The following is an 11,879-nucleotide window of genomic DNA, read 5'->3' on the forward strand; positions in this document are numbered from 1 at the left end:
GCGCGCCCGCGACGGCGCGGCGGGTCCGCGGCCGCACCGCGGACGGGCCGGCCCGCCACGCGCCGCCACCTGCGGTCCCCGGGCGGAGCCCGGGAAGCCGCGGGAAGGGAGGAGCGGGGAGAAGTACCCGCGGCGGTGGCCCGCCCGCCCGACTCCCGGTGTGACCATCCGCTGATCCGATCGGGGGATCTTCCCGCCGCGCTCCACCCGGGTCGTCGCTCTGCGTGAACTACGCTCGCAACCCGAGGCAGGGAGAGGAGCGGATCCGTGGCGGATTTCGTCGGGCGGCGGCGTGAGCTCAAGGAGCTGCGCGAGGACATCGCACGGACCGGGCTCGACACTCTCTCCGGCCGCAAGGCCAAGGCGCCCCGGGCCCGGGTGCTGCTCGTGGCGGGGCGGCCCGGCTCCGGCCGGACCGCCCTCGCCGAGGCATTCGTACGCGAGGTCGCCGACCAGTACCCGGACGGGCTGCTGAAAGTACGGCTCACCGCCCCCGGCGGAGCGACGGTGGCCACCGAGCGGGCGGTCCGGACCCTGCTGGAAGGGCTCGGACAGCCCACACCGCCCGGCGCCGACGAGGACGACCTGAGCGCGGCGCTGCGCGACGCGCTCGCCGGACGGCGGATGATCCTGCTCGTCGACGACGCCGCCGACCCGCAGCAGGTCGACGCCCTGCTGCCCGACACCCCCGAGTGCCTGGTCGTGGTCACCGCCGAGGGGCCGCTCACCGGAATCCCCGACGTGCGCCCCTGCACCCTCGGCGGGCTCGACACCCCCTCCGCCGTGGAGATGCTCGTACAGCGCATCGGCGACACCCGGGTCACCGCCGACCCGCGGGCAGCCGAGGCCCTCGCCGAGGAGTGCGGGGGACAGCCCGCCGCGCTCGCGCTGGCCGGAGGCTGGCTCGCCGCCCACCCCAAGGGATCGGTCGCCGACGTGGCCAAGCAGCTCCACGACATGCCCCCGGCCACCAGCGGCCCGCTCGCCCGCACGTTCCGGCTCGTCTACGAGTCCCTGCCGCAGCCCGCCCAGCGCACCCTGCGGCTGCTGCCGCTCGCCCCGGCCGGGATCCTCGACTCGCACACCGCCTCCGCCCTCGCCGGATGCTCGGTGGCCGCCGCGCAGTCCACCCTGGAGGACTTCGCCGGGCTGGGCCTCGTACGGCCCGCCCACGACGGGCTGTTCCTGCTGCCCGGCTGCCTCGCTCCGCTCCTCCAGGCCCTGCTGGAGTCCAAGGAGCGGCCCACCGAGGTCCAGTTGGCGCGGGCCCGGATGCTGGAGCGGACCGTACGGCTGCTCAGCTCCTGCCGCGCCATGGCCGAGGAGGACGAGGACCTGCTGCGGGAGCGGCTCGACGGGCTGCCCCGCGCCCTGCGCTTCCCGGACCGGCGGGCCGCCGCGACCTGGCTGGACACCCGGCTGCCCGCACTGTCCGCCGCCGCCTCGCTGGCCGTGGCCGACGGCGAGCTGGACACCCTGGCGCGCAGGCTGGTCGCCGCCCTGGTCCGGGCACTCGTGGAACACCGGGGCACCGAGGCGGCCGCGCCCGAGCTCTACGGACTCCACCGCCTGGTCCTGGACGTGGCCGAGCGGCGCGAGCTGCACCGCGAGCAGGCCGCCGCGCTGCTGAACCTGGCCGACCTGGACGCCGAGACCGGCCGCACCCAGGAGGCGCTGGAGCGCTACCGGGCCGCGCTGGTCGCCGGAAAGGCGGCGAACGACCCCTACGCGACGGGCCGCGCGATGGAATCCGTAGGCGGCGCGTACCAGGAGCTGGCGGACTGGCAGCGGGCCTCCGACTGGTTCGGCCGCGCCCTGTCCCAGGCCCTCGCGCGGGGCGAGCGCGCGGACGAGGCGAGGCTCTACGGGCGGCTCGGCAACGTGCACACGTACGCGGGCCGGTACGGGGACGCGCTGCGCAGTTGGCGGGCGGCGGCCGCGGGCTACCGGAAGCTGGCCGATGTGCCGGGCCAGGCAAGGGCGTTGAGCGAGATGGCGCGGGTCCAGGAGTACGCCGGCCGGCCCGAGGAATCGCTGCACACCTGCCGCGAGGCGATCGAGTTGGCGCGCAGGGCGGGGGACCAGCGGCTCCAGGCCGCGCTCCAGGTCCGGCTGGCCGACACGCTGGACCGCCTCGGCGACCCTGCGGCTGCCAGGCTGCACCGGTCCGCCGCCGACAGATTGCTGGGAGACGACCCCGCAGCCTGCGAAATCCGCAGTACTTCCGACTGAGATTATTCGTTTGCAAGGCTAGACAGCGACTCATCCTTCATTAGACTGGCTTCACCACGTCATCTTGTGGTGCATCCCGTTGCGCGTTCTTGTGGGCGGGTATGTATGAAAGTGCCCCGTTTATTCCCCTGAGCCAAGGACCGTGATCGACGATGAAGGTCGGCATCCCCCGCGAGGTCAAGAACAACGAGTTCCGGGTCGCCATCACGCCCGCCGGCGTGCATGAGCTGGTCCGGGGCGGCCACCAGGTCTTCATCGAGCAGAACGCCGGTGTCGGCTCCTCGATCACGGACGCCGAGTACGTCGCGGCCGGAGCCGAGATCCTTGGTACCGCCGACGAGGTCTGGGCGACCGCCGACCTGCTGCTGAAGGTCAAGGAGCCGATCGCGGAGGAGTACCACCGCCTCCGCAAGGACCAGACCCTCTTCACCTACCTGCACCTGGCGGCCTCCCGCGAGTGCACGGACGCCCTCCTGGAGTCCGGTACCACCGCCATCGCGTACGAGACGGTCGAGCTCGCCAACCGCGCGCTTCCGCTGCTCGCCCCGATGTCCGAGGTCGCGGGCCGGCTGGCCCCGCAGGTCGGCGCCTACCACCTGATGCGCTCGGCCGGCGGCCGTGGCGTCCTCCCGGGCGGCGTCCCCGGCACCTCGGCCGGCGAGGCGGTCGTCATCGGCGGTGGCGTCTCCGGCTGGAACGCCGCGCAGATCGCCATCGGCATGGGCTTCCACGTGACCCTGCTCGACCGCGACATCAACAAGCTGCGCGAGGCCGACAAGATCTTCGGTACGAAGATCCAGACGATCGTCTCCAACGCCTACGAGCTGGAGAAGGCCGTCCTCGCGGCCGACCTGGTCATCGGCGCGGTGCTGATCCCGGGTGCGAAGGCCCCGAAGCTGGTCACCAACGAGCTCGTCTCCCGGATGAAGCCCGGAAGTGTCCTTGTCGACATTGCGATCGATCAGGGCGGCTGCTTCGAGGACTCCCGTCCGACCACTCACGCCGAGCCGACCTTCCAGGTCCACAACTCGGTCTTCTACTGCGTCGCCAACATGCCGGGCGCGGTGCCGAACACCTCCACCTACGCCCTGACGAACGCGACCCTGCCCTACATCGTGCAGCTCGCGAACCTCGGCTGGGTCGAGGCGCTGCGCCGTGACCCGGCGCTCGCCCTGGGCCTCAACACCCATGACGGCCAGGTCGTTTACGGTCCGGTCGCCGAGGCCCACGGTCTCGAGACCCTTGAGCTGAGCACGCTCATCGGCTGACCCGTCAACGACTGACGTCAATCTCACGTATCCGGCCGGACCTTGCCCCCAAGGTCCGGCCGGACGTGTTTGCGAGGAGCCTCCTGAGCGGGCTCAACTCGCCTCGAACGTAACCCTTTAACCCTTTCGCACACCTGCGAAACTTCGCAGTGACAGCTCGCACGCCCTTGACAGAGTGTTGTTCGGTTGCCGACACATCGTGCCGGGTCCGACGGATTGTGTTGCCGCTGAGTGGTGACACGCCATAGAGTCGCCAACCGTCGGCATGGTGCCACGCTGACCTATCGATAAGTGTCCTGGTCACGTCCGAGGAGGTAAGACGACTTGTGAATGAGTCGACATTTGCTCCTGGAGGTGGTCGAGCAGGGATGCCTGAGCGGGGTACGGGTCCTGCCGGGCTCGAAGCTGTCGGCTCCGTCGCAGTCCGCACCTTCGCAAACCACCAGCACATGACGACGCCTAAAAAGAGCATGGACGGCCTAGACGTGAACTCCAGGGCCGGTGACCCGAGCGGCGACAAGCCCACGGGATTCGCCGACTACGACAATGTGCCCGAAGGGCACTTCTACGACCCCGACGCGGAGTACGAGCCGGACCCCGAGTACGCGGCCACTCTCGCCCCCGACGCTGCCCGTCAGCGCCGCGAGCGGATCGGCCCGACCGGAAGGCCGCTGCCGTACTTCCCGATCCCGGGTCCGCTGACCGACCACGGTCCCGCGAAGATCATCGCGATGTGCAACCAGAAGGGCGGCGTGGGCAAGACCACGTCGACCATCAACCTGGGTGCCGCCCTCGCCGAGTACGGGCGCCGCGTGCTGCTCGTCGACTTCGACCCGCAGGGCGCGCTGTCCGTGGGCCTCGGCGTGAACCCGATGGAACTCGACCTGACGGTCTACAACCTGCTCATGGAGCGGGGCATGTCGGCCGACGAGGTGCTGCTCAAGACGGCGGTTCCCAACATGGACCTGCTGCCGAGCAACATCGACCTGTCCGCTGCCGAAGTGCAGTTGGTCAGCGAGGTCGCGCGCGAGTCGACCCTCCAGCGGGCGCTCAAGCCGCTTCTGGCCGACTACGACTACATCGTGATCGACTGTCAGCCCTCGCTCGGCCTGCTGACCGTGAACGCCCTGACGGCGGCTCACAAGGTCATCGTTCCGCTGGAGTGCGAGTTCTTCGCGCTGCGCGGTGTCGCGCTGCTGACCGAGACGATCGAGAAGGTGCAGGAGCGGCTCAACCCCGAGCTGGAACTCGACGGCATCCTCGCCACGATGTACGACTCCCGCACGGTGCACAGCCGTGAGGTGCTGGCGCGGGTCGTCGAGGCCTTCGACGACCACGTCTACCACACGGTCATCGGCCGGACGGTGCGCTTCCCGGAGACCACGGTCGCCGGTGAGCCGATCACCACGTACGCCTCCAACTCCGTCGGCGCCGCCGCCTATCGCCAGCTGGCCAGGGAGGTGCTCGCCCGGTGTCCCGCCGAGTGAGTCTGCCCGGAGCCGACGAACTGTTCCGTACGACCGGGGGGATGGCCCTCCAGTCGTCCTCGCCGCGGCGGGGCGCCGAGGAGGCGTCGGCGGCGGCGGACGGCACGGGCACGGCGGGAGAGGGGCGCGGCCGGCAGGCCGACGACCCGGCGGTGGGCGCGCAGCGCAGGCCGCAGGAAGGTTCTGCCACCGCCGCCGGGGCGTCCACGCCCCGGTCCGGCAAGGGGCAGGGCCGGGGCGCGAACCGGCGCCCGAGCGGGCGCGAACGGCACGACGAGAAGATCACCGTCTATGTCTCCGCCGAGGAGCTCATGGACCTGGAGCACGCCCGTCTGGTGCTCCGCGGGGAGCACGGCCTGGCCGTCGACCGCGGCCGCATCGTCCGCGAGGCGGTGGCGGTGGTCCTGGCGGACCTGGAATCCCGCGGTGACGCCAGCATCCTGGTCCGCCGCCTCCGAGGCCGCTGACCGGCCGGACGCCCCGCTGGCGGGAGCCCGAGCCGTCCTGTCTCCCGGCCCCGGGTACCGACTCCGAGGCCGCTGCCCCGAACCGCGTCCTGTCGACTGCTGAGCGGTCCGCTGCCGGGCGCCGATGCCGATGCTGCCGCCGGCCGCTGATCCGTCCCTGGACCGGGGACGCGGCTGGCGTGGGGCGCTGACCGCCGGGCGCGAGCCACCGTCTGCCGAGGGTCGAGCTGCCCAGGTGCCAGCCTGACGGGCCGGTGGCTGGTCGCTGGGACTGGAGACGCGGCTTGTGGGCGCTGACCCGCCGGGCGCGGGCCGCCGGCTGTCGACGGTTGGGCTGCCCGGGTGCTGCTGACTTCGAGGTGTGCGCCTGCGGGGTCGGGGGAACCCGTTCCGGGAGCTGAGGCGCCGCCTGCCGACGGGCCGGCTCGAACATCCGTGGGACACGGTCCCCGCAGCTGCCGCGTCCGCCGGTCCTTCGGACAGACCGCGGCGGTGCCGACCGTGAGGACGGCCTGCCGTCCGGCCGTTCCCGGAAACACCCCCTAGGCGGGTGCCCCGCCCGGCCCGGCTGCGCCACTCCCGCAGGACGGGCCCGGCCCTGGTTAGGCTCACGTAGTTCCTTAAGGGATCCGTAGTGATCGTGGTGTGTTCTCGCGGTGGTGTCCGTCGTGCGTGGGTGCCGGATGTGGGTTCGTGGGTCGAATGGGTGACCTTTCGCGTGGGGTGTCGTTGATCGGTTGACAGCACTGGCGGCGGGGGAGGTGGGCGTTGAGTCGCAAGGTGTCGCTCGCCGTGGGTCAGACCGCCCGGACTGCTTGTGCCCGTGGCCTGTTGCGGACGGGTGTGGACGAGAAGACCGGTGAGCTGCTGGCGGTCTCCGTGCTGGCGGAGCGGGTCGGCTGGGCTGCCGGTCTGGTGGCCGCCATGGTCACGGAGCTGCTGGCCGACGGCTGGAACGCCCCCGATGTGGATGTGCTGGCCTCCGGGGAGGACACGGGCGGGCGGAAGCTGCCGTCGAACGCGTGGATGGCTCTGCGTCGTCTGGGCTGGAGCGCCCGGCCGCCCGAAGATATCCGGGTCAATGACCGGATCGTCCGCATGGCGCAGGAGCAGGCCGGACGCTTGCTGCGGTCGGCGAACTGGCGGGGCGACCTGACCGCCGGGGTACTCAAGGCGTGGCCCGCCGACCCCGGCAAGCGCACGCCCGAGGAGTGGGACCGGGTGCGTGCGGCGGTACCGGGCGGGCAGCACCTTCCATCCAGCGTCATCACCTCCCGCACCCGGCAGATCGCCGCGTACGCCAGGAAGCACGACCGGATGCCCGCCGATCTGTTCGAGATGGAGAGTGCGCCCAGAGCGGCGCGGTTGCTGCTGCTGTCGGCTTGTGACGGGCAGCAGGCCACCATTGAACGTCACGAGACCGAGCCGGGCCGTGCGCTGTTGCGCTTGCAGCTGCCCACCCGCCCCGGCCCACGGTCGTACAAGGACTGGGCATGGGTGTCCTGCCCCATCTCCCTGCCGCCCACGATCCCCGCGGGTGCGGTGCTGCACCTGCCCACCCTGCGCCCGCACCAGGGCCGCGTCCGCGCCGAGCTCGCCTACACCCACCCGGTGCCGAAACCGGCCCGAACCGGGCACACGGTCGCGCTCGGTGTGGACTGGGGCCTCAACACCCTGCTGAGCGCGGGTGTGGCCCGCCTCCACGGCGACGGGCGGATCACCGCACTCGGGGCCGGGGGCATGTTCCGGGCGGCCGGGGTTCTCGCCAAGCAGCACCGCCTGCGACGCCAGGGCGAACGCCTGCATGCCAAGGCCGATCACCACCAGCGGCTGACAGCCGGGGATGAGCAGCATGCCCTGGCCGCCAAGCACACGGTTCTGAGCAATGAGATCGGTTACGTCTCCGCGCGCCGCTCGAACCTCAACGACGCATTGGCCCAGGCCGCCGCCAGGTGGGCAGTGGATCAGGCCATCGCCGCGGGGGCGAGCGTCATCTACGTCGAGGACCTGCGCTCCATGGAAGCCCGTGGCATGGGCCGCACCCACAACACCCGTCTGTCCCAGCAGGTACGCGGGCAGATCGTGGAGCGGATGCGGCACCTCGCGTCCGAGACGGGTATCGCCGTGGTCACCGTCCCGGCACGCAACACCTCCAAACACTGCCCCCAATGCCTCACCCCGCTGCGGCACCGCAAAGCCCCCGACCGGCCCACCGTCCCGGGCTGGAAATGGGCCATCTGCCCGTCCTGCTCCTGGCAGGGAGACCGCGACCAGGGCGCCTGGCGGCGCATCGCAGCACGGGGCCTGGCCCACCAGACCAAGACCGTCACCGACCGGACCACCGGCGTCATGGCCATCCGCACGGTCGTGGACACTCTCGAAGCGGGCGCGGTCATCACACCCACCGTGCCCAGGACCAGCCGCGCCGACCGGTCCAAGACCGGCTCCACCCGGCGACAGACAGCACGCCCCGCGCCCAGGCGACGCAGGGCACCCTCCCCCGCCAGACCCACAGGTCCGGCGGGAAAGCGTCCGGAGGGACACGCTCACACGGACCGGACCCGGCTGCCCCGCGCAGCCCACCGGCACCAGGACGTGACGACGATCAGCACACCCACCAGCCGACACCGGCCACGAGGAGCGGCACTGGGCGCGGGATTCCACCTGCACGCCCACGCCACCCCTCCACGATGGGACATCCCGCCGCCAGACACCGTGTCTGGCACAGGATCACTAAGCTGATCAGAGACGCTGCCGTGGGCAGACCCGCCCGCCTCCCCGAAGCCTCAGCCGCCCCATGGACCGCCCATGCCCCCGAACGACGACGCTGCCCGCCCGGTCCGCCGGAGCCTGGGCCGGGGCCCTGGGGCGTCCACTGCAGGCCGGGGGCCGTCCGGGAGTGGGGCGGAGCCCCCCCACCCCCCACACGCCGTCCACGGCCCCGCCGAGCTCCGTCCCGGCACGCAGGCCCCCCGTACGGACACCCCTGGCACGGGAACCCCCGACAGGAATGCCTCGCGCCCGGAGGCGGCCGACGCCGAGACCGGGGACAGCGGGGTCCCGGCCGCCGAGGACGCCCCTGGTATCGACGTCCGCGGGGCGGAGGCCCCTGGCACGGCGGCCGGCTGCGACGGCCCCGGCAGCGAGTTCCCGGGCGCGGAGACGTGCGTGGCCCGGGCCCCCGGCACGCGGGCCCGCGACGCGGGTGGCGCCGGAATCCCCGACGGCGAGGCACCGGCGGCGGATACGGACGCCCCCGGCGCGGAGATGCAGGAGGCGTCCGGGCTGGAGGGGGCAGGTGCCGAGGCCTGCGGGACCGGTGTCGGCGGGACCGAGAGCGCCGGTACGGTCGGCGGGGAGGTACGCGCGACCGGCGCCGGAGGTGGTGGGCGGTTCACGTTGCGGTTGGACAACTTCGAGGGGCCCTTCGATCTGCTGCTCCAGTTGATCTCGCGGCACAAGCTCGACGTCACCGAGGTTGCACTGTCACAGGTGACGGATGAGTTCATGGCGTACATCCGCGCCATGGGGCCCGACTGGGACCTCGACCAGACCACCGAGTTCCTCGTCGTGGCGGCCACCCTGCTCGATCTGAAGGCCGCCCGGCTGCTGCCCGCCGCGGAGGTCGAGGACGAGGCGGACCTCGCCCTGCTGGAGGCCCGTGACCTGCTCTTCGCCCGGCTGCTCCAGTACCGGGCGTACAAGCGGATCGCCGAGATCTTCGAGCTCCGGGTGGAGGACGAGGGCAAGCGCTACCCCCGTACCGTCGGCCTGGAGCCGCACCACGCCGAGCTGCTGCCCGAGGTGGTGATCAGCATCGGCGCCGAGGGCTTCGCCCGGCTCGCCGTGCAGGCCATGCGGCCCAGGGCAGCCCCCGAGGTCTATGTGGACCACATCCACGCCCCCCTGGTCAGCGTGCGGGAGCAGGCGGGGCTCGTCGTGCGCGTGCTCAAGGCGCGCGGCGAGGCGACGTTCCAGGACCTGACCGAGGACGCCCCGGACACCCTCACCGTCGTCGCCCGGTTCCTGGCCCTCCTGGAGCTCTACCGGGAGAAGGCTGTGGTCCTCGACCAGGAAGAGGCACTGGGCACGCTCACCGTGCGCTGGACCGGCGGGGACGGCGACGGGATGCCGACGGTGACGGACGAGTTCGACCGGATCGTGGAAGTGAGCGAGTGAGCGAATGACACGGGAGACGGAGCTGAAGGGGGCCCTGGAGGCCGTCCTGATGGTCGTGGACGAGCCCGCGACGGTGGAGCACCTCGCCAAAGTCCTCGACCGCACCCCGCGCGAGGTCGCGGACACCCTCGGTGAGCTCGCGGACGAGTACGCCGTACAGCGCAGGGGGTTCGAGCTGCGGCAGGTCGCCGGAGGCTGGCGGTTCTACACCCGCCCCGAGTACGCCGAGGCCGTCGAGGCCTTCGTCCTGGACGGCCGGCAGGCCCGTCTCACCCAGGCGGCCCTGGAGACCCTGGCGGTCGTCGCGTACCGCCAGCCGGTGAGCCGGTCGAGGGTCTCGGCGGTCCGCGGAGTCAACTGCGACGGGGTCATGCGGACCCTCTTGCAGCGGGGTCTGGTGGCCGAGGCGGGCACGGAACCCGAAACAGGTGCGATCCTGTACAGGACGACGAACTACTTTCTGGAGCGTATGGGCCTTCGAGGCCTGGACGAGCTCCCGGAGCTCGCGCCCTTCCTCCCCGAGGCGGACGCGATCGAAGCCGAGACGCAAGAAGGTGTGCCGTCGTTCGATCCGGACGCAGAGTACGCCCCGGACACCAGTGAATGACGACGACAAGACGACGGAACATTTGATGCGAAGCAGCGGTAACGGCAACGGCGGCGGCAACAGGAACAGCAGCGGCGGCGGTGGCGCCGGGCGTGGTAACTCCCGAGGCGGCAGCTCCGGCGCGGGCGGTGGATACCGCGGTGGCGGCTCCAGTGGTGGCAGCTCCAGTGGTGGGTACCGCGGTGGGAGCTCCAGCGGTGGCAGCTCCGGCGCGGGCGGTGGATACCGCAGTGGCGGCTCCAGTGGTGGCAGCTCCAGTGGTGGCTACCGCGGTGGGAGCTCCAGCGGTGGCAGCTCCAGTGGTGGCTACCGCGGTGGGAGCTCCAGCGGTGGCAGCTCCGGCGGTGGCTACCGCGGCGGAAGCTCCAGCGGTGGCGGCTCCGGCGCGGGCGGTTCGCGAGAGCGTGACCGTGACCAGGCGCCCCAGCGCCCCCGTAACCCGCGCCCCGAGGAGCGCCGTTACGACGTCGGCCCCGAGGGCGAGCGCAACGGCCGCGGCGGCGCCAAGGCCGGCGGCGGCGGTGCCCGTGGCGCGGCCGACGCCCCCCGCGGTGGCTCCGGCGCCCGTGGCGCGGCCGCGCGCGGTGGTGCCAAGGGCGGCCCCAAGACCTCCAAGACCCCGGGCATCGGCGGAGCCGGCGGCCCGCGCCGCGGTCCGGGCAGCCGCAGCGGCCAGTCCCGTCCGCGTGAGCTGGACGCGCGGATCGAGGAGCGCGTGCGCGACCGGTACGCGGACAAGCCCGTGATCAAGACGCCCAAGACCTTCCCGGGTGCCGAGGAGGAGGGTGAGCGTCTGCAGAAGGTGCTCGCCCGCGCCGGCATGGGTTCGCGCCGCGCCTGCGAGGAGCTCATCGAGCAGGCCCGCGTCGAGGTCAACGGCGAGATCGTGCTGGAGCAGGGCAAGCGCGTCCTGCCGAAGGACGAGATCAAGGTGGACGGCCTGACCGTCGCCACCCAGTCGTACCTGTTCTTCGCGCTGAACAAGCCCGCCGGCGTCGTCTCCACCATGGAGGACCCGGACGGCCGCCAGTGCCTCGGCGACTACGTCACCAACCGTGAGACGCGTCTCTTCCACGTCGGCCGGCTCGACACCGAGACCGAGGGCATCATCCTGCTCACCAACCACGGTGAGCTGGCCCACCGCCTCACGCACCCGAAGTACGGCGTGAAGAAGACCTATGTCGCCGCGATCACCGGCCCGCTGCCCCGCGAGATCGGCAAGCGGCTCAAGGACGGCATCGAGCTGGAGGACGGGTACGCCCGCGCCGACCACTTCCGCGTCGTCGACCAGGTCGGCAAGAACTACCTGGTCGAGGTGACCCTCCACGAGGGCCGCAAGCACATCGTGCGACGCATGATGGCGGAGGCCGGCTTCCCGGTCGAGAAGCTCGTACGGACGTCCTTCGGGCCGATCGAGCTCGGCGACCAGAAGTCCGGCTGGCTGCGCCGCCTGACCAACACCGAGGTCGGCATGCTGATGCGCGAGGTCGGCCTGTAGGCCTTCGGCTCAGCCCTCGGAACCCGCGGTGCCCTCCGGCGCCGCGGGTTCTTTGCATGCCGCTGCCTGGATCTCGCCGCTCGCATGTAGCAATGCGCTTGTCGTGACCCGCGATCTCTGTTTATAGTCACAGTGACTATT

Annotated in this window: 8 protein-coding genes; all 8 read left to right on the forward strand. The window is 71.9% G+C overall.

Annotated features, from left to right (window positions below):
- Positions 1 to 267 precede the first annotated feature (267 nt).
- Entirely contained in the window at positions 268 to 2,232 is a 1,965-nt protein-coding gene (locus ACWDYJ_RS13970; protein ID WP_451565748.1) for a tetratricopeptide repeat protein, read from the forward strand.
- 152 nt (positions 2,233 to 2,384) lie between these two features.
- On the forward strand, positions 2,385 to 3,500 hold the full coding sequence (gene ald / locus ACWDYJ_RS13975; protein WP_451565749.1) for an alanine dehydrogenase: 1,116 nt from the start codon (positions 2,385 to 2,387) through the stop codon (positions 3,498 to 3,500).
- 368 nt (positions 3,501 to 3,868) lie between these two features.
- The gene (locus ACWDYJ_RS13980) at positions 3,869 to 4,987 is read left to right on the forward strand and encodes a ParA family protein (RefSeq protein WP_451565750.1); all 1,119 of its coding nucleotides are present in this window, start codon (positions 3,869 to 3,871) and stop codon (positions 4,985 to 4,987) included.
- Positions 4,972 to 5,454 carry a hypothetical protein gene (locus tag ACWDYJ_RS13985; RefSeq protein WP_451565751.1) on the forward strand — a complete coding sequence of 161 codons (483 nt, stop codon included), beginning with the start codon at positions 4,972 to 4,974 and terminating at the stop codon, positions 5,452 to 5,454. Before ACWDYJ_RS13980 ends, ACWDYJ_RS13985 begins: the two co-directional genes overlap by 16 nt.
- A gap of 792 nt (positions 5,455 to 6,246) precedes the next feature.
- Entirely contained in the window at positions 6,247 to 8,196 is a 1,950-nt protein-coding gene (locus ACWDYJ_RS13990) for a zinc ribbon domain-containing protein (protein ID WP_451565752.1), read from the forward strand.
- Positions 8,197 to 8,262: 66 nt separating this feature from the next.
- On the forward strand, positions 8,263 to 9,633 hold the full coding sequence (locus ACWDYJ_RS13995) for a segregation/condensation protein A (protein ID WP_451565753.1): 1,371 nt from the start codon (positions 8,263 to 8,265) through the stop codon (positions 9,631 to 9,633).
- Positions 9,634 to 9,637: 4 nt separating this feature from the next.
- Positions 9,638 to 10,240 (forward strand): SMC-Scp complex subunit ScpB, encoded by a 603-nt coding sequence (scpB, locus tag ACWDYJ_RS14000; protein ID WP_451565754.1) that lies wholly within the window; start codon positions 9,638 to 9,640, stop codon positions 10,238 to 10,240.
- A gap of 25 nt (positions 10,241 to 10,265) precedes the next feature.
- Complete coding sequence (locus tag ACWDYJ_RS14005; protein WP_451565755.1) at positions 10,266 to 11,738, forward strand: pseudouridine synthase; 1,473 nt, start codon at positions 10,266 to 10,268, stop codon at positions 11,736 to 11,738.
- The last annotated feature ends 141 nt before the right edge of the window (positions 11,739 to 11,879 follow it).

Source organism: Streptomyces sp. NPDC003042, from assembly GCF_053591315.1.

Excerpts from the sequence above, each read along its gene's own strand:
- ACWDYJ_RS13995 (WP_451565753.1), top strand. The coding sequence starts at position 8,263 with ATGCCCCCGAACGACGACGCTGCCCGCCCGGTCCGCCGGAGCCTGGGC.
- ACWDYJ_RS13980 (WP_451565750.1), top strand. The coding sequence starts at position 3,869 with ATGCCTGAGCGGGGTACGGGTCCTGCCGGGCTCGAAGCTGTCGGCTCC.
- scpB (WP_451565754.1), top strand. The coding sequence starts at position 9,638 with ATGACACGGGAGACGGAGCTGAAGGGGGCCCTGGAGGCCGTCCTGATG.
- ACWDYJ_RS14005 (WP_451565755.1), top strand. The coding sequence starts at position 10,266 with ATGCGAAGCAGCGGTAACGGCAACGGCGGCGGCAACAGGAACAGCAGC.
- ald (WP_451565749.1), top strand. The coding sequence starts at position 2,385 with ATGAAGGTCGGCATCCCCCGCGAGGTCAAGAACAACGAGTTCCGGGTC.